The 17935-nt window shown below is 63.9% G+C and carries 12 protein-coding genes and 3 tRNA genes; 11 read left to right on the forward strand and 4 right to left on the reverse strand.

Features of this window, described 5'->3' with window-relative positions; genetic code table 11:
* Positions 1-135: 135 nt before the first annotated feature.
* The gene (gene phaC / locus G391_RS0109040) at positions 136-2073 is read right to left on the reverse strand and encodes a class I poly(R)-hydroxyalkanoic acid synthase (RefSeq protein ID WP_029087232.1); all 1938 of its coding nucleotides are present in this window, start codon (positions 2071-2073) and stop codon (positions 136-138) included.
* A gap of 42 nt (positions 2074-2115) precedes the next feature.
* Between phaC and G391_RS14425 the strand changes: the two genes are divergently transcribed.
* The 6 genes from G391_RS14425 (at position 2116) to G391_RS0109070 (ending at position 7707) form a co-directional block, all read left to right on the forward strand.
* Complete coding sequence (locus tag G391_RS14425) at positions 2116-2589, forward strand: hypothetical protein (protein ID WP_051257269.1); 474 nt, start codon at positions 2116-2118, stop codon at positions 2587-2589.
* A gap of 9 nt (positions 2590-2598) precedes the next feature.
* The gene (gene recJ, locus G391_RS0109050) at positions 2599-4389 is read left to right on the forward strand and encodes a single-stranded-DNA-specific exonuclease RecJ (protein WP_029087233.1); all 1791 of its coding nucleotides are present in this window, start codon (positions 2599-2601) and stop codon (positions 4387-4389) included.
* Between the two features lie 53 nt (positions 4390-4442).
* Positions 4443-4517: transfer RNA gene (locus G391_RS0109055), tRNA-Glu, on the forward strand.
* A gap of 192 nt (positions 4518-4709) precedes the next feature.
* On the forward strand, positions 4710-7103 hold the full coding sequence (lon, locus tag G391_RS0109060; protein WP_029087234.1) for an endopeptidase La: 2394 nt from the start codon (positions 4710-4712) through the stop codon (positions 7101-7103).
* A 162-nt stretch (positions 7104-7265) separates the two neighbouring features.
* Positions 7266-7541 carry an HU family DNA-binding protein gene (locus G391_RS0109065; RefSeq protein WP_029087235.1) on the forward strand — a complete coding sequence of 92 codons (276 nt, stop codon included), beginning with the start codon at positions 7266-7268 and terminating at the stop codon, positions 7539-7541.
* 91 nt (positions 7542-7632) lie between these two features.
* Positions 7633-7707: transfer RNA gene (locus tag G391_RS0109070), tRNA-Val, on the forward strand.
* 96 nt (positions 7708-7803) lie between these two features.
* Here G391_RS0109070 and G391_RS0109075 read toward each other — a convergent pair.
* Positions 7804-11055: an autotransporter outer membrane beta-barrel domain-containing protein gene (locus G391_RS0109075; RefSeq protein WP_029087236.1), complete on the reverse strand. Its 3252-nt coding sequence runs from the start codon at positions 11053-11055 to the stop codon at positions 7804-7806.
* 188 nt (positions 11056-11243) lie between these two features.
* Here G391_RS0109075 and G391_RS0109080 point away from each other — a divergent pair, with 188 nt between their 5' ends.
* The 3 genes from G391_RS0109080 (at position 11244) to G391_RS0109090 (ending at position 13662) form a co-directional block, all read left to right on the forward strand.
* A complete protein-coding gene (locus G391_RS0109080) occupies positions 11244-12149 on the forward strand; it encodes an SPFH domain-containing protein (RefSeq protein ID WP_245572070.1) in 906 nt (301 codons plus the stop codon).
* Between the two features lie 4 nt (positions 12150-12153).
* Positions 12154-12324 (forward strand): type II toxin-antitoxin system antitoxin, encoded by a 171-nt coding sequence (locus G391_RS15615; protein ID WP_156893913.1) that lies wholly within the window; start codon positions 12154-12156, stop codon positions 12322-12324.
* 93 nt (positions 12325-12417) lie between these two features.
* The gene (locus G391_RS0109090) at positions 12418-13662 is read left to right on the forward strand and encodes a glycosyltransferase (RefSeq protein WP_245572071.1); all 1245 of its coding nucleotides are present in this window, start codon (positions 12418-12420) and stop codon (positions 13660-13662) included.
* Between the two features lie 38 nt (positions 13663-13700).
* Here the strand turns inward: G391_RS0109090 and G391_RS0109095 are convergent.
* A tRNA-Asp gene (locus G391_RS0109095) sits at positions 13701-13777 on the reverse strand.
* Between the two features lie 148 nt (positions 13778-13925).
* Here G391_RS0109095 and G391_RS0109100 point away from each other — a divergent pair.
* Positions 13926-14525: a hypothetical protein gene (locus tag G391_RS0109100; protein ID WP_029087239.1), complete on the forward strand. Its 600-nt coding sequence runs from the start codon at positions 13926-13928 to the stop codon at positions 14523-14525.
* 12 nt (positions 14526-14537) lie between these two features.
* A complete protein-coding gene (locus tag G391_RS0109105) occupies positions 14538-15563 on the forward strand; it encodes an FAD-dependent oxidoreductase (protein ID WP_029087240.1) in 1026 nt (341 codons plus the stop codon).
* 75 nt (positions 15564-15638) lie between these two features.
* On the opposite strand, the gene G391_RS0109110 is transcribed toward G391_RS0109105, so the two are convergent.
* Positions 15639-17795, reverse strand: coding sequence for a response regulator (locus G391_RS0109110; RefSeq protein ID WP_029087241.1), 2157 nt, complete (start codon positions 17793-17795; stop codon positions 15639-15641).
* Between the last annotated feature and the right edge of the window lie 140 nt (positions 17796-17935).

Consider the following 17935-nt stretch of genomic DNA (forward strand, 5'->3'; position numbering starts at 1 on the left):
GGCGTCCCTAGCCCGCAGGGCACCGGAGGGTGGAGGGGGCACCTCAGGCCTGTCCGGAGAGTTCGGCGTCGCCCCCTCCGCCTCGCCGCCAATTCGCGCCGAGCCGCCTCCCCATGGAATGGGGAGGACAGGGGTTTAGCTCTTCACCTTCACATAACTCCCCGGCGCGGCCTCGATCGGCTTGAGCGGGCCCTTCGACGGATCCCGCGCGTCCACCCACTCACCCGACTTGTCGTGCAGCCACGCCGCCCAATGCTCCCACCAGGAGCCGGGGTGTTCGGACGCGCCATCGAGCCACTCCTGAAGCGTCGAGGGTAGCTGGTCGTTGATCCAGTGCTGGTATTTGTTGGCGCTGGGCGGATTAACGACGCCGGCGATGTGGCCGGAGCCGGCGAGCGTCAGGGTGACGTCGGCGTTGGAGAAGGCGCGGGCCGAGCGATAGACCGAGTTCATCGGCGCGATGTGGTCCTCGCGGCTGGCCTGGAAGTAGAGGGGGATGGTGACCTTGGACAGGTCGAGCCGCTCGCCGCCCATGGTCATCTCGCCCTTGGCCAGGGCGTTGTTCCCATACATGGAGCGCAGATAGTCCATGTGCAGGGCCTTGGGCATGCGCGTCTGGTCGGCGTTCCAGAACAAGAGGTCAAAGGCTGGCGGGTCCTTGCCCATCAGATAGTTGGACACGAAGAACGACCAGATCAGATCATTGGCGCGCAGCGCATTGAAGGTGTCGGCCATGGCCGCGCCGGGTAGGACGCCGCCGGCGGCGTCCATCTTCTGCTCGATCTCATTGAGCCAATGCTCGTCGGTGAACAGCAACAGGTCGCCGGCCTCGGCGAAGTCGTGCTGGGCGGCGAAGAAGGTGGTGGCGTTGACCCGCTTGTCCCCTTTTGCGGCCATATGGGCGAGGGCCGAGCCCATCAGGGTGCCGCCGATGCAGTAGCCGACGGTGTTCACACGGTCCTGACCCGTCTGGTCCATGACCTTCTGGGTGGCGCGGTAGATGCCCTTTTCCAGATAGTCGTCAAAGCCGAAGCCGGCCTTGTCCTTGTCGGGGTTGACCCACGAACAGATGAAGACGGTGAAGCCTTGGGCCGACAGCCAGCGGATCATCGAGTTTTTGGGCTGGAGGTCCAGGATGTAGAACTTGTTGATCCAGGGCGGGAAGATCAGCAGCGGGATGGCGCGCTGCTTGTCCGTGGCGGCGTCGAACTGGATCAGTTCGAACAGCTCGTCACGCCAGACCACCTGGCCCGGCGCGGTTGCGACATTCTCGCCGACCTTGAACTGGCCGTAGTCGGCCTGGCTGATCTTCAGCGTGCCGTCACCGCGCTCCATGTCAGCGGCGAAGTTCTGCATCCCCTTCACCAGGCTCTCGCCATTCGTCTCCATCAACTGCTTGAGCGCGGCGGGGTTGGAGGCGAGGAAGTTGGACGGCGAAAAGGCGTCGGTGAGCAGCTTGGTGAAGAACTCCGCCCGGCGCTTGGTGCGCGGATCAATGTCCTCGGCCGACGAGATCAGGTCGTTCAGCCAGGTCGAGGACAACAGATAGGACCGCCGCATGACGTCGAAGACCGGATTCTCAGACCATTCCGGCGCGGCGAACCTCTTGTCGCGCGGCGCAGGGGCCAGTTCGGAGGCCTGACCGGTCGCCTGGCGAGCAGCGTCGGTCCACAGGTCCATATAGCCGGAGAACAGGGCAGCCTGGGCCTGAAACAGCTTGTCGGGGCGCGAGGCCAGCGAGGTCATCACCTGGGTCATGGCCGGGGCGACGTTGAACGGGTCGGGCGACAAGGCGGCGGGGCGGTCGGCCTGTTTCAGCGCGGCCTCGGCTATGACCTGCTGGGCGGTCATGGCGGCCTTGGCGAGGTTCATCGACAGTTGCTCGATGGCGTCGCGCGACGGCATCTCGGCGTCGATACCAGGCGGTGGCGGAGCGGGGATTTGTGATGAGGCTGCTTCAGCGGCCGGCCGATCAGACTTGGCCTTGCGAGTCTTGGCGGGCGCTGCCGATTTGGCGCCTAAAGCGGCGGGTTTGGCCACCGTTTTCTTCGCAGGACGTTTGGTCTGGGCCATGGGTCGCTCCTGTCGTGCTTTCGCGCGGGCTCAGGATGGCATATGACCGCCAATGGAATGAAGGCAAGTCTGCAACGAATCGAATCCCGGTTGTGCCTGGTGACGGCGCTGCTTCTGGCGGCGTCCGTCGGCGGGTGCATGACCTATGACCCCTTCAACCAGGCCATCGACGCAACGTCGCCGGCGGCCCAGCGTACCGAAGCCCTGACGCGGACGGATCTCGCCTATCCCCGGTGGGAGGATTTCCCGGTTGCGCCCCAGAATGTGCCGACGACGACGGATATCCGAAATCGGGTGGTCGGGCTCGAAACCGCAGAGCTGCAACTGGGTCGAGAGGTTTCGGCCCTCCAGTGGACGCTGACGCCGGACGATGCGGGGCCGTGGGCCGAGCGGACCCGAAACCGCGTCGACCTTCGCCTCGCGCGCCCGATTGATGCAGAGGCGGCCGCGGCCGCAAGCGCCTGGGCCCAGCGCATGCGCGAACGCGCCGAGCCACCACCACCGATCCGCTACTAGGTCGTCGCCATGGCCGGCGACTTTCTTGGGGTGTCGCGGTCCGCGCTGGGGCGTACCTGGAGAGCCCGACCCGCGGATTCGAGCACCGTTCAGACGATCCAGCGCGCGGAGTCCCTGTCGGAACCCCTGGCGCGCGCGATTGCGTCGCGCGGCGTGTCTCCCGAACAGGTCGAGGACTATCTGCGACCGACCCTGAGGCGACAGTTCCCGGATCCATCCAGTTTTCAAGACATGGATGGGGCGGCTCGCGCCTTGATCGACGCCCTGGTGGCCGAGGCGAACATCTGGGTTCTGGCTGACTATGACGTGGACGGTGGCAGTTCCGCGGCCCTGCTGGTGCGTTGGTTCCGTGCCATGGGGCGGGAGCTGTCAATCTATGTCCCTGATCGTCTCAAGGAGGGCTATGGGCCAAGCCCCCTGGCTTTCCAACGCATGAAGGCGGCCGGAGCCGATCTGGTCGTGACGGTGGACTGTGGGGCCGCCGCCTATGAAGCCCTTGAGGCTGCCGCCGATCAGGGGCTGGAGGTCGTGGTCATCGACCATCACCTGATGCGAGGGCCGCCGCCCCGAGCGCGCGCCGTGGTCAATCCCAACCGACCCGACGACACGTCAGGTCAGGGCAATCTGGCAGCGGCGGGGGTGGTCTTTGTTCTGTTGGCGGCCCTGAACCGGGAAGTGCGCCAACGCGGCCTGGTCGACACCCGTGAGCCGCCGGATATCCGCCAATGGCTCGACCTGGCGGCCATGGGCGCGATCTGTGACGTGACGGCCCTGACCGGGTTCAACCGGGCGCTGGCATCGCTGGGGCTCAAGACCATGTCCCAGTGGCAGAATCCGGGGCTGAAGGCCCTCATGGCGGTTGCCCAGAGCGAGCTGAGCGAGGCGACGCCCTTCCATGCGGGCTTTGTCCTGGGGCCGCGGATCAATGCGGGAGGGCGGATCGGTAAATCTGACCTGGGGGCGCGGCTGCTCTCCAGCGACGACCCGGACGAACTGATCGAACTGGCGACCGAGCTGGATCAGTTGAACAGCCAGCGCCGAGAGGTCGAGAAGGGCATCACGGAAGCTGCGGCCCATCAGGTCGAACGGGCCTCGAACTTTGATCCAGCGGCCCCCGTCCTGCTGGTGGCGGGTGAGGGGTGGCACCCCGGTGTGATCGGCGTCGTCGCGGGTCGACTGAAAGAGCGGTGGCGTCGTCCGGTCGTCGTTGTCGGACTGGATTCTGCGGTTGGGGTCGGCAAGGGATCGGGCCGGTCGATCCCCGGGGTCAACCTCGGTCGCGCCGTTCAGGAGGCCTTTGACGAAGGGCTGTTGCTGGCTGGGGGTGGGCACGCGATGGCGGCGGGACTGACGGTCAGGGCCGATACGGTGCCTGAGCTGAGAGCATTTCTTGAGGCTCGTCTGGCCCGTGAGGCCGAGGTCGCAATCGAGCAGGATGCCCTGGAGATCGATGTGCTGAGCACGGCGCGCGCCGCAGACCGTACCCTGTACGAATCGTTCCAGATCCTGGCCCCGTTCGGGCCGGGGAACCCTGAACCGACCTTTGTTCTGGCGGGCGTGACGGTGCGTGATGCCCGCGTTCTGAACAACGGACACGTCAGCTGTCGGCTGGCCGATGCCGATGGAGCGCAGGTCCGGGCCATCGCCTGGCGCGCGGCGGAAACCGAGGTCGGCAAAGCCTTGCTGAGTGGCGGCGGAGCTCTGGATGTCGCCGGTCTGCTCAAGCCGGACGACTGGAACGGCCGCCGTGGCGTCCAGTTCGAGATTATGGATGTCCACGACCCGCGTCGGGCGGTCTGACAGGGCTTGCGTCGGCAAATCGAGGCGGCTATATCGCCCGCTCCGCAGCGCGTGGTCCCTTCGTCTATCGGTTAGGACGTCAGGTTTTCAACCTGAAAAGAGGGGTTCGATTCCCCTAGGGACTGCCACTGCGGGATTATTCCCCCGACAATCCGACATTTTCGTCTGTGGGCCGTTCTCGCGTGTGCCTTGAACGTGCGCGCCGAAGCGCCACATAGTCGTTACAATGCCTGCCGAGAGTCGGGGGCAGGGGCCGGGCCCGTGGTCCGGGTGGCCCTGAAGGTCGAGCGTCGCAGGTTGACGGCGGCCAGGAGAGTTGAATGTCTGAATCCCACGTCCTGCCGGTCTTGCCGCTTCGGGACATTGTTGTTTTTCCGCACATGGTCGTGCCGCTGTTCGTCGGGCGCGACAAATCCGTGCGCGCGCTTGAGGCGGTGATGAAAGGTGGCAAGCAGATCCTGCTGGCCACGCAGAAGAATTCCACGGACGACGATCCGGCGGCCGATGCCATCTATTCGATCGGTGTCGTGGCCAATGTCCTGCAACTGTTGAAGCTGCCTGACGGCACGGTGAAGGTGCTGGTCGAGGGCAAGTCGCGGGCACGGCTCGACGGCTTTACCGACCGTCCTGACTATTTCGAAGCCCGCTATTCGGACCTGGCCGATGTGCTGGAAGATCCGGGCGAGGTCGAGGCGCTGAGCCGGGCGGTCGTCGAGCACTTCGAGAACTATGTGAAGCTGAACAAGAAGGTGCCCCCCGAGGCCCTGTCGGCCATCCCGAACATTACCGATCCGTCGGCCCTGGCGGATTCGATTGCGGCGCACCTGGCGGTGAAGATCGCCGACAAACAGGCCCTGCTGGAGAACCTGCCGGTGGCGCGCCGCCTGGAGCGCGTTTTCGGCCTGATGGAAGGCGAAATCTCGGTCCTGCAGGTCGAAAAGAAGATCCGCAGCCGGGTGAAGCGGCAGATGGAGCGCACCCAGCGCGAGTACTATCTGAACGAACAAATGAAGGCGATCCAGCGCGAGCTGGGCGAGCAGGACGAGCAGCGCGATGAGCTGATGGAGCTCGAAAAGCGCATCCGTAAGACCAAGCTGTCCAAGGAAGCGCGAACCAAGGCCGAAGGCGAGCTGAAGAAGCTGCGCAACATGAGCCCGATGTCGGCGGAATCGACGGTGGTTCGCAACTACCTCGACTGGCTGCTGTCGATCCCGTGGGGCAAGTCCCGCCAGAAGCCTATCGACCTGGCCAAGGCCGAAGCGATCCTCGAGGAGGACCACTACGGACTGGAGAAGGTCAAGGAACGGATTCTCGAATATCTCGCCGTTCAGGCGCGCACCGGGTCGCTCAAGGGCCCGATCCTGTGCCTGGTCGGTCCTCCCGGCGTCGGCAAGACATCACTGGCCAAGTCCATCGCCAAGGCGACAGGGCGTGAGTACGTTCGCATGTCGCTGGGCGGCGTGCGGGACGAGGCGGAAATCCGTGGCCATCGTCGCACCTATATCGGGTCGATGCCGGGCAAGATCATCCAGTCGATGAAGAAGGCCAAGACGACCAACGCTTTCATCTTGCTGGATGAGATCGACAAGCTGGGTGCCGACTGGCGCGGCGATCCATCTTCGGCCTTGCTCGAGGTACTGGACCCGGCCCAGAACAACACATTCGGCGATCACTACCTCGAGGTCGATTACGATCTGTCGCCGGTGATGTTCGTCACCACGGCCAACAGCCTGAACATGCCCCAGCCTCTGCTGGACCGCATGGAGGTCATCCGCATCTCCGGCTACACCGAAGACGAGAAGGTCGAGATCGCCAAACGTCACGTTCTGCCCAAGCTAGCGGCGGATCATGGGCTCAAGGAAGGTGAGTGGATCGTGCCGGAAAGCTCGATCCGCGATCTCATTCGATACTACACCCGCGAAGCCGGCGTTCGGAGCCTCGAGCGTGAGCTCGGGGGCCTGGCCCGCAAGGCGGTGCGCGAGATGGCCCGGGACAATCTGGTGTCGATCACAGTCGACGAGGAACGGCTCGCTCGCTACGCTGGCGTTCGCAAATATCGCCACGGCGAGACGGACGATTTCGACCAGGTCGGGATTGTCACCGGCCTGGCCTGGACGGAGTTCGGCGGCGACATTCTGACGATCGAGGCGGTCAAGATGCCCGGCAAGGGGCGCATGACCGTCACCGGCAACCTCAAAGAGGTGATGAAGGAATCGATCTCGGCGGCGGCCTCCTATGTGCGGGCACGTTCGCTCGAGTTCGGGATCAAGCCGCCGGTGTTCGAAACCACCGACGTTCACGTTCACGTCCCGGATGGGGCTACGCCCAAGGATGGACCTTCGGCCGGCATTGCTATGGTCACGGCCATGGTGTCGGTGCTGACGGGGAATCCGATCCGCAAAGACATCGCCATGACCGGCGAAGTTACCCTGCGCGGACGGGCCACAGCGATCGGTGGCCTGAAGGAAAAGCTGTTGGCGGCTCTGCGTTCGGGGATCAAGACGGTCCTGATTCCGCAGGAAAACGTCAAAGATCTTGAGGACATACCGGCTAATGTGAAGGACGCCCTGGAAATCATCCCGGTGTCCAACGTAGACGAGGTGCTCAAGCACGCCCTGACCGGGCCGCTGACCCCGGTGGAATGGGATCCGGAAGCGGAACCTTTGCCCCGGCCCACAGCCAGCGAAGCACCCGGCGGCACGGTCGCTCACTGATCCAGCGCCTCAATCCCTTATAAAAACGCCATTCCCGGGGCCCGGGGATGGCGTTTCTCTTTTGACGCGAAGGGATTCGTTGGCTCTAATGCACGACATGAGGCGCAGTGAGTCGCGGATCGCGATCCCACCATGGCCTCCAATGGGTTGGGAGACCACACAATGACCAAAGCCGAACTCATCGCCGCCATGGCGGACGGAGCCGGGCTCTCCAAGGAACAGGCCAAGAAGGCGCTCGACGCCTTCACCGACAGCGTCACCGCGTCGCTCAAGAAGGGTGATGATGTGCGTCTGGTCGGCTTCGGCACCTTCGCTGCCGTGACGCGCAAGGCCGGCATGGCCCGCAACCCGCGCACGGGTGAAACCGTCCAGCGCGCGGCGTCCAAGACCGCGCGTTTCCGCGTCGGTGAAGGCCTCAAGACGGCCCTGAACGGCTAAGCCGCATCAGGACTTGAAACAGGGAAGGGCGCGGGCTACGGCTCGCGCCCTTTCTCTTTTGAGATGCACGGCTCGCGGTCGCGCTTCTCTGGGGCGGCTAGCTCAGCGGTAGAGCGTCTCGTTTACACCGAGAGGGTCGGGGGTTCGATCCCCTCGCCGCCCACCATTGCCCACTTGCTTCGGCAAGATCGGGAATTCCCCAAGGCAAAACAAAAGGCCGCCGGTTGCCCGGCGGCCTTTGTCTTGTCTTGTCGAGGTTCGCCTAGAACTTGAAGCTGGCCCGCAGCAGCAGGGCGTAGCGGACGTAGTCATCCAGCATTTCGGCATCAGCTTCGAGGGCCAGGAAGCCCAGCTCGTTTCCGAGGTTGAGGCGCAGGCCGACGATGGGGCCGCCGCCTTCCAGGCTGTCGCCTTGCAGGGCGAAGGGTGTTCCGGTCGACAGGAAGCTGGCCACCGTGGTGCCGGGATCATGCGAGAAGACCTGACGCCAGCCCACGCGGACTTCTGGGCGCAGCCACTGGTTCTCGCCAAAGCCGGCTCCAACCGTGACCGCGATGGTCGAGGACAGGATGTGACCTTCGCGGTCTTCATAGGCCAGGTCAAAGCCGTCGCCGCCGCCGGATTCTTCGTGCGCATCCTCGGACAAGCGGAAGTACTCGACGAAGGCCTCCGGCCGGATGCTCCAGCGCCCGGTGCGATAGTCGTAGGCGGCACCGGCCGCCAGGGCCAGGCTGTAGCCATTCCAATCGGATTCATTGCGGCGGTTGATGCCCGGTGCGACGAGCTGGCGAACGCTGTCGAAGCTGGCGAAGCCGGCCGCGCCGCGCGCCCACACGTTCCAGCTCACGCCCTGGGCGCGCCAGTACATGCCGAGCTCAAGAAGCTGGGCGCTGAGCGATTCCTCAGCGCGCGATTCCGGATCTTCCAGGTCTGAGGACGTCAGGGCGAAGGACACACCCAGGGCCCCGAAGCCCGTTCCGTGCTCGACACCGCCGGCGAAGCCGAAGCCCTCCGACCGGAAGCCATAGGCATTGCCCTTGTCGCGGTCGGCGTAGAAGTTGATTTCCTGAAGCCAGGCACTGGTTTCGCCCAGAGGTGCCGGATGGCCGCGACCAGACAGGGCCCGCGTGACAGCATCCACTCCGGTGGCCAGTGAGATCAGCGAGCCTCCTGAATGGTCCGGCAGGACCTGCTGGTACATTTCAAAGAAGCCGTCACGACCGGTTTGGGCCAGGAAGGCGTTGAGAAGCTCGCTGTCCGTCGCCAGGGCTTCGTAGAAGGCCCCATAGGTATCGGTCTCGGCGGTGATGAAGCCGAATTCAGCCGCCGTGCGCTGACGCGCGTCGACATAGATCTGGTTCAGCGTGTTGTCGATGCCCGCATTCACCACATACATATAGGGCGAGTTGCTCTGCACCTGAGACTGGTCGAGATCCGTGGCATTCAGCGTCGTGGCCTGAACAACAACAAAGCGTGTTGGGTCATCGAGCAGCGAGGTAAAGCGGATGCCGACACCTGCCCCACTGGCGAAGTTGGCGGTTCCGTTGACGTTGAAGCCACCGACTGTGTTGTTGAGGGGGTCAATGGTGACGACCAGATTGCCATTGGTGCCGACATTCAGGCCGGATACCGTCAGCGACGAGGTCTGACGGGCGTCCAGCACGCCGTCGACGACGTCGACCATCAGCTGACCGTCAGAATCCGACAGGGCTCCACGAACGACCGCTCCACCATCAATCAGGAAGGTGTCGGCTCCGTCGCCGAACGAGATGTCGCCAAACACCGAGCCGTTGTTGATCTCGACTGTGTCATTCCCGGACCCGAGCAGGATCTCGCCGACGATAGCCGGTTCGTCGTCATCATCGACTCCGTCTCCATCCGCATCAGCGTCTGCAAGGCCATCGGCATAGTCATCGCCGTCATTGATTCCCTCTTGTACAAGGGTCACGCCGCTGGTGTTCGCACTGAGGTCGATCGCAACAGCCCGACCGGTTATGACTTCGTCGCCGGCGTTCAGGTTGTCGTCGTCAGTATCGTCTTCGTCGTCTGTCGGAGACACCAGGGCCTCGATCACCCCCCGATTGGTCAGGGACGTCAGGGTGCCGCTTGTATCCCGAATAGCATAGGCATCGCTGGCTTCACCTTGCACATAGGCACCAATGGTGCCCGAGTTGATGAGCGAGCCCGCGATTGCGCCGGCGCGATAGTCGACGCCAACCGCCTCGAAGGCACCGTCACCGGTCATCAGCGAACGAATAATCGCCGTATTATCAACCACCGGTAGGGATGCGTTGGCGTCGACAATCAGCGCCGTTGCGGTTCCATTCGCTGAGATGGCTAGGAGGGTCCCCGAATTCCGAAATCCACCGTCGATAGTAACAGCCATACCGCCATCAACGCCGATACGTAGCGCAGTTGCATCGATCCCTTCGTAAATGCCGTTACCTACGATCGAACCGCGATTGATGATCCCGAAGGCCTGATCGCCGGTGCCGACGACACCCACCGTTACGGTTTGGGTTGTCGAGCCGATTTGCACTGCGGGTGCCGATCCGAAGGAGGTGATGCTCGACGCGGATTCTTCTGTATCTACGACGCCATTGTTGTTGTCGTCAGGATCATCGACGTCAAGGATGCCGTCATCATCATCATCGGTATCGCTGGTGTCGTTGAGGTGGGGAAGGTCAAACAGAATCCCTGCCCCGACGTTCGCGCTTACGCTGACGGCGGGGCCACCGATCAAGAGATCATCTGCATCAAGTCGCTCGATCTGTGTCTGGCTGAGCTGGCCGGTGTAGCGGAAACCGGTAGCGGTGATTCCGCCACCAAAGGTCAGACGCCCCGCGAGGTCCCCCTCAACCGAAACGCCGACGGAGCCGGCCCCCGTGACAGCGATCTGTCCGCCAGCAAAATAGATGCCTGAAACCGAACCGGTCGTACGCAACCCATAGCTCTGGTCACCGACCATGGTGATACTACCGGACTGGATCAGGTTCCCGATAAGGTCAGTTTCAATCGAGATCGCCGCCGATTGGTTGCCTTCGACCGTGATGGTGCCGTTGTTGTGAACGTCGCCAGTCAGAGCGCCGGGCCCGACAACCCGGATGCCATAGCGCCCGGTGCCGCTAGCGAAGGCTCCATCTGCGTCACCGTCGTTGTCGGAATCCGTGGCCGTGACGCTATCGAAAATCGTAATGACGCTTCTATTCTCGATGCTCGCCGTGTTTCCCCCGTGGACCAGTATGGCGGTTGCGCCGTCAGCAGCGCTTTCCATCACGATCCGGCTGCCGAGATCCAGCGTGAGGTTGTGGCTGGAATCAACGGTGACAGCCGCTCCTGACGACAGGCGAATCAACCCGGTATTGGCGATGCGGATCGAATCCGGCGCGCCATTATTCGCGGTCGAGGTCGAAATCGGCGTGGTGCGCTCATTACTGATTACAGTCTGAGCCGCGGCACCGGAGGCCATCATCAGCGGGGCAAGCGCGACGGCCGCCGCAAGCTGGATACGCATGAAGTGTGACCCCTAGACTGTTTCGCGCACAATCCGACCGCTCGTACCACGAGCCGCCGTGAAAGCCCCAAGTTTCTTGTTTTTGAGGCGAATGCAAGGCGAACTTACCCGGATGCGACCATCCGCGCCAAGGGGATTGTGCGACCCATATCGAAGTGATATCACTTTGACATCGAATGGAGGAAGCTATGCAAACTCAAATCTCGGCATCGGTCGAAGCCCAGGCAACGACGTCCAGCGGCATCCTGATGCTGCTTCTGTCGCTGCTTGTCACCCTGGGCGGCATTGTCGTGATCGTGGCGACCATCGGAGGCGCCATTGGGCCGGATATCAATCTGCTCTGGGGCGTTCTGTTGATTGTGATTGGCCTGTTTCTGATGTGCGGGCTCTATACGCTGCAACCGAATGAGGCGATGGCGATCCTGCTGTTCGGGGCCTATCGCGGGACCGACAGAAAGCCTGGGCTGCGTTGGGTCGTTCCCTGGTACAGCCGCAAGAAGGTGTCGACGCGCGTTCGCAACGTCACGTCCGACAAGCTCAAGGTGAACGACAATCGCGGCAATCCCATCGAGATTGCCGCCAATGTGGTCTGGCGGGTGAGGGACACGGCTCAAGCCCTGTTCGACGTGGATGACTACGCCGCCTTTGTGAACATCCAGATCGACACGGCCTTGCGCGACATCACCTCGTCCTATGCCTATGACGACGCCTACGACAAGGGAGAGGACCATCAGCCGACCTTGCGCGCTGATGCCGAACTGGTCGCCGAACGCCTTCGCGACGAACTGAATGAGCGCGTGAGGGTTGCCGGGGTTGTCGTCGACGAGGCGCGCCTGGCGCATCTGGCCTATGCCCCCGAAATTGCCAGCGCCATGCTGCGGCGCCAGCAGGCTGAAGCCATCCTCTCGGCCCGGCGCCTGATCGTCCAGGGCGCGGTCGAGATGGTTGAGAATGCGCTGGAGCGCCTCCAGGAGCTGGACGTCGTCGAGCTGGATGAGGATCGCAAGGCGGCGATGGTGTCGAATCTGCTGGTGGTCCTGTGTGCCGATCGCGAGGCCCAGCCTGTCGTCAACGCCGGCACACTGTACGGCTAGTCCGATGGCTGAAGGGCAAAAGCGCCCACCGCGCAAAGCGTTCCTTCTCAGGATCAACCCCCAGGTGATGGCGGCTGTCGAGAAAATCGCAGCCGCCGAACTGCGAAGTGTCAACGCCCAGATCGAGGTGCTGGTTCGCGAGGCTCTGGCCTCGCGCGGGCGCCGGGATGATTGAAGACCGACCTTGAGATGAAACGGCTTGCATCTCGGTTGGATTTGACGCGTTAGCTGGGCAGTCAACTGTCGGTGGACGAGTCAGCCCATGGTCATGGACGCTTGGGATCAGGATCAGAAATGGATCTTCTCACCTGAGGAGAGGATCGCAGACACGTTGCGGCGGCTTGACCGGGCCGGCACTGACCAGCGCCCCAGGTTAGTCGATACGACCATGCAGTACGCGCCCGTATCGGGCGGGGTGAAGCGGTACCTGACATCGAAGGCAGACTGGCTGGAGCGGCATCGTCCAGGGATTCGTCATGCCCTGCTGGTGCCGGGCAAGCGGACCAGCCTGGCCGGAGAGCGAACCGTCATGGTGGCGGCCCCCAAGGTGCCGTTCGGCGCAGGCTACCGCTGGCCGATGTCGCGCAAATCCTGGGCGACGTGGCTACAGTCGCTCAATCCGGCGGTCATCGAGGCGGGTGATCCCTACGGGCCGGGCGTAGCCGCACTTGATGCCGGTCAGGCGCTCGGCGTCCCGGTGATCGGCTTCTGCCATTCCGATCCGGCCTATCTGGCCTCGCTGCACTGGGGGCAATGGGCATCCAAGCCGATCGAGCGGCGCTGGGGAGAGATTTTCAGTCAGTTCGACCGGGTCATCGCCCCCAGCCGGTTCATCGCCGGGCGGCTGCGTGAAGCCGGGGTGGACCGGATTGTCGAGCGCCCCCTGGGGGTCGATGTAGCGGCCTTCCATCCCGACCATGGTGATCGTGACGCGGTTCGCCGTGAACTGGGGGTCAAGCCGGGGGAGCATCTGCTCGTCTTTGCCGGTCGCGCCGCCAAGGAGAAGAACGTCGATGTCATCATCGCGGCTGTTGAAAAGCTGGGCGCGCCGTATCGACTGTTGTTGATCGGTGCTGCGGACGGTCTGCCGGTTGATAGCGAGCGCGTCATCTCCTTGCCCTTTCAGCAGGACACGCGGGCCGTCGCCCGCCTTCTGGCGTCCAGTGATGCCTTCGTTCACGCCAATGAGAAGGAGCCGTTCGGCCTGTGCGCGCTGGAAGCCATGGCTTGTGGGCTACCGGTCGCCTGCACCAGCCACGGTGGCGTCTCCGAGACGGTGGACGACAGTGTGGGCGTCAAGTCGATCAGTTTGAAGATCGCCGACTACGCGGGCGCGATCGAAGCCTTGTTCGCGCGGGATCTTGAGGCCATGCAGGTAGCCGCACGGCAAAAGGCGGTGACCCGTTATGCGTGGGCAACCGTCTTTGAAGAACTTTGCATGGTCTATGCCGATGTGTCGGGCGTCAGGGCTTTTCTGGAGCCCGCGGAATTTGATGACCAGGCCACGCAATAGGGCCTGAAATGCAAAGCGCCACTTCCTTGAGAAGGAAGTGGCGCGAGTGACGGGGCTCGAACCCGCGACCTCCGGCGTGACAGGCCGGCACTCTAACCAACTGAGCTACACCCGCGTGCATTCCCCACCGGAGTAGGCCCCGGCGAGGGGCGTCGTTTAGGCGGCACCGCCGGATAGTGTCAAGCGCCCTGGCGGGTATTTTCGCTGGCACTGCGCCGAGCCTGTCCGGTTTGGGGGGCGAAGACCGTTCATCCAGTCGACAGATGGGTTTCTGGAACACGGAGAAGTTCGCCATGGCGCTTGTAAGACGACAGTTTCTGGCCGGGGTGGGGGCCCTGACGGCCGGGTCGGCAATGACGACGCTGAGTTTCGCCCAGGGGCGCGGCTCCATCGTCATGGAATTGCGCGACGCGCGACGGCTGGAAGGGCTGGCCGGTAACGACTTGCGGCGGGCACTGCTGCGGTCCCTGACCTTGCGACTGGACGGGGCTGACATTGCGCCGGTGCGTCTGCTGGCGGCGCGCTTCGAGCAAGGTCGGTACGTCGAATCGTTTGGCTCGAGCCAGTTTGAGATCCGATCCGGGGAGACGGCGTTCCCCGGAGACATGCTGTTCCCCGGAGACATGTTGTTTCCCGGAGACATGCTCTTCCCCGGTGACATGCTTTTCCCCGGAGACATGCTGTTCCCCGGAGACATGCTCTTTCCGGATGATCGTCGGGCCCGGCGCGGTCGCAATGAGGCGCTGACTGTGATCGCCAGAGAAACGCTGGGAGAGCGGCCCAACGGCCTGGTCTTCCTGGTTGTCGCTGAAACGCGGGGCGTGTCGAGCCGTGGCGCGGGCCTGAGGACCCGGCGAGGCTAGTCAGGCAGTTCGTTGCGTGTCCTGATCATCGGTGCGGGCGTGGCCGGTCTGGCCGCGGCGATTTGCGCTCGCCGGGCCGGCTGCGAGGCTACGGTCATCGAGCGGCGCGGGACGCGGGACGTGTCGGCGCGAGACGCGCACGTCCACAGGTTGCCGCCGAAATCCCAAGCGCAGTTGACGCAGATCTCGTCCGCCGTCGGTCAAGATGGACTCGATGCCGCTGCGCGCTTCGGCGCTGCTCAGGGGGGGGCCATCGACTGGCAGGGCCGCCAGTCGCTCTTTCGGTTGGGCGACCTTGAGGCGTCGTTGCATAAATCGGCCGTCGCGAACGGGGTCGAGCTTGCGTATGGCCAGAACGCCCTCGCCCTGAGGACCGCCGATGACGGATGGCGGCTGGAGGTCGAGGCCGGTCGGGCGTTCGCGGCAGACCTGCTGATTGACGCCAGCGGCGCGCACCGCACGGGTATCGACCTGCTGGGAGATCGCCTGCCCGATGTCCCGCTTGATGACATCGACGCGCCTGAGCGGCATGTCAGCTGGCGCGCACGCACCGCCGCAGACGATCCAGTCCTGATTGCCTGGTCCGATGAGACGGTGAATGGGCTGCTGCAGGTTGGTGCAGATGGGCGCGTTCAACTCACGGCGCGTACAGGATTGGGAGTCGGCCTGACCCTGGAGCGCGCTCGCGAGGCGGTGCAAACTGCAGGGGGAGACTCTCTGGCAAGGCGGCTCGCCCAGATCCGATTTGAGCCGCGGGGCGTCCAGCACACGTCGGCGGGCGTGCGCCGGGTAGCGCTCGAGGAAGTGGACGTCGGCGGCCTGCCGCCTTTCGCGCTTGTCGGAGATGCGCTGATCGAAGCGCCGCCCAGATACGGCGAGGGCGTTGGTCGAGCGTTCGATCAGGCCCTGATGCTCGAAGATCTCCTGAGAAAGGGGCAGGCGGCGGATTGCGCGGCCACGCTGGCCGAACAGGCCAAGGCGCACTGGGCCGGCTATGGCGTCGCCATGTCACTGAGACCGCTGGCGTCAGTGAGGTAGGGTTTTAATCCGGCCGGGAACTGGCGATGACGTGCGCCGGTGGAGGATCGCGGTCGGTCGGGGCCTCGCTGTACGTCAGGCTGTGGCGCGAGCCCGCTGATCGTTCGTAGCCTCGGGGTCAAGCCAGATGTTCAGTTGGTCGATCAACTCGAGCCGGCTTACGGGCTTTGAGAGGAACCCATCCATTCCTGCCGTACGACAGGGTGCCAGGTTATCGGCGCGCGTTTCGGCGCTGACCGCCAGGATCGGCACCTGGGCGATGCGCCCCGGCAGGCTGCGGATGCGCCGGGTCGCCTCCATCCCGTCCATGTGGGGCATGCGCAGGTCCATCAGGATGGCGTCGAAGGTCCCGTTTCGGGCGGCATCGACCGCGTCGACGCCATCGCTGGCGTATTCGGTTTCGCAGCCGAGCGATCGAAGCAACAGACCAAGAATCTCGCGATTGGCAGCATGGTCGTCGACAACGAGCAGGCGGGGGGGGCGGCCCACGGGGCCTGCCATTTTTGGTCGTTCGGCGAGCGCAAGCGGCAGGTCGAGTGTGACGCGGGTGCCGCCACCAGGGCGGCTGTCGAATGTCCAGTCACCGCCCATCGCCTTCAGGATCTGGTGAGCGAGGGCCAGACCGACCCCAGTGCCTTCCTTGGCCCGGGAGATCGACGCGTCGCCCTGTGCAAAGGCCTGCAACAGCTCGGGCAGGCGATCGGCCTCAAAGCCGCAACCGGTGTCAAACACGATCAACCGTGCGCCGCCTCCAGTGGATTCGGCCTCGATGCCGATTTCACCCGACTCGGTGAACTTGACGGCGTTGTGCAAGAGGAGCCGCAGCAGCTGGCGCAAACGCCTCGCGTCTCCCATTACGTAGTCGCGGTCGCCGAGCCGGTTCTCAAACCGGACCTCCAGCTTGCCGGGCGGGACATTCATGCGAACGTGGTCAACGACGGTCCCGACGAGCTCCCGAAGATCCAGCGGATCGTTCTCCAGCAACAGATCCCCCCGGGCGAAGTCGATCATGTTGTCGACCAGTTCCAGCGCGTGGGAGTTGGCCATTGATATCTTGGCGATCTGTTCGCGCGAGCTTTCGGTCAGGCCTGGGTCGTTGGCGACCCATGTGGTGTATCCAGCGACCTGACCCAAAGGCGTTCTGAGTTCGTGGCTGATCATGTTCAGGAACCGGCGTTTGGCCTCGGTCGCTTGTTCCGCCATGTCCTTGGCGACTGCAAGTTCGGCGGCGTCCTGACGCGCGGCGGTGGCGCGCTCCAGCAACCGTTCCTGTAGGCGCGCCTTTTCGCTGACGACCGTCGCGGCGGGATAGATGGTCGCCAGGATCGCGGTCAGAAAAACGTAGAAGGACGGCAAGCGCGTGGTGATGTCGGAACCGTATCCGAGCGCGCTGGTGGAGGCACCGAGTATGAAGGCCTCGAAGGTGGAATGCTCGAACAGGAACGCGGTTGTGGTGATGGCCGCTATCAGCAGGACGGCAATGGCGGCCTGGCGGGGTGTCAATCTCAACGATCCCAACAGCAGGACCGGAAGGATCGTTGCGATCGGAAGGGGTGCGGCCCGCAAGCAAACCAGCGCAGTGAAGGCGCTCATCCCCAGGAGTACGAACAGGCCGTTGGGACGAGGCGCAGCCAGCTTGCCGGCGGGCGGGGGCTTGTGGGCCAGCATGACGATGCTGGGAGCAACCACGAGGCAGCCCAGGAGCTCCACGCTGACCCAACTGGCGAAATAGAGTCCGAAATGATCGGCGGAGGTGCCGATCAACCACAGGCCGACAAGGGCCGCCGCAATGATCGGGGGTGCCGCGGCGAACAGGGCAAATCGCATCAATCTGACGGGTCGGCCCAGACGCAAGGCGGCTCCGCAGAAGCGCCGGGCGATGACGGCGATGGCGAAGGCTTCCAACGCATTGAGCGAGGCGAAGGTCAGAACCTCGCGCAGATCTCGGGTGTCAGAATCCCAGTCGAAGGCGCAGTTGATAAGGAAACACAGGCCCAGCACGCCCAGAGCGCGCTTCCGGTCGAGCAGCAGCAGAGCCGCGACAAGGACGCCGTTTGCCGGCCAGATCGCGATCGCGCCGAAGTATCGCTGGCAAGCATGTGCCAGGACCAGAGACAGCACAAAGAGCACAACGAATCCCCAGGCGGGGAAGCGCGTCCGCGCGGCAGCACCATGTCTGAAGGATCGCCAAGGATAGGGTCGAAAGCCCAGAGGCATCAGAGCTGACGTCATCGTTGGAACACTCTCGGATTCCAGTGAGGTGGAGCGGGTTCGAGCTCTAGGTTGATACGCATATGGCTTGACCGCCGGCGCTTGAGCGAGCTGAGGGCGGACTCCCCGGTACTGGGCCGTCAAGACGCACGACTGCCTCG

Origin of the sequence: Brevundimonas aveniformis DSM 17977, assembly GCF_000428765.1 — a bacterium.
Taxonomy (GTDB): Bacteria; Pseudomonadota; Alphaproteobacteria; order Caulobacterales; family Caulobacteraceae; genus Brevundimonas; species Brevundimonas aveniformis.

Bases quoted from the DNA above. Each gene is read 5' to 3' on its own strand.
- G391_RS0109110 (WP_029087241.1), bottom strand. From the start codon at position 17,795: ATGACGTCAGCTCTGATGCCTCTGGGCTTTCGACCCTATCCTTGGCGA.
- G391_RS0109100 (WP_029087239.1), top strand. From the start codon at position 13,926: ATGGGTTTCTGGAACACGGAGAAGTTCGCCATGGCGCTTGTAAGACGA.
- G391_RS0109080 (WP_245572070.1), top strand. From the start codon at position 11,244: ATGCAAACTCAAATCTCGGCATCGGTCGAAGCCCAGGCAACGACGTCC.
- phaC (WP_029087232.1), bottom strand. From the start codon at position 2,073: ATGGCCCAGACCAAACGTCCTGCGAAGAAAACGGTGGCCAAACCCGCC.
- recJ (WP_029087233.1), top strand. From the start codon at position 2,599: ATGGCCGGCGACTTTCTTGGGGTGTCGCGGTCCGCGCTGGGGCGTACC.
- G391_RS15615 (WP_156893913.1), top strand. From the start codon at position 12,154: ATGGCTGAAGGGCAAAAGCGCCCACCGCGCAAAGCGTTCCTTCTCAGG.
- lon (WP_029087234.1), top strand. From the start codon at position 4,710: ATGTCTGAATCCCACGTCCTGCCGGTCTTGCCGCTTCGGGACATTGTT.
- G391_RS0109065 (WP_029087235.1), top strand. From the start codon at position 7,266: ATGACCAAAGCCGAACTCATCGCCGCCATGGCGGACGGAGCCGGGCTC.
- G391_RS0109090 (WP_245572071.1), top strand. From the start codon at position 12,418: ATGGACGCTTGGGATCAGGATCAGAAATGGATCTTCTCACCTGAGGAG.
- G391_RS0109075 (WP_029087236.1), bottom strand. From the start codon at position 11,055: ATGCGTATCCAGCTTGCGGCGGCCGTCGCGCTTGCCCCGCTGATGATG.
- G391_RS14425 (WP_051257269.1), top strand. From the start codon at position 2,116: ATGACCGCCAATGGAATGAAGGCAAGTCTGCAACGAATCGAATCCCGG.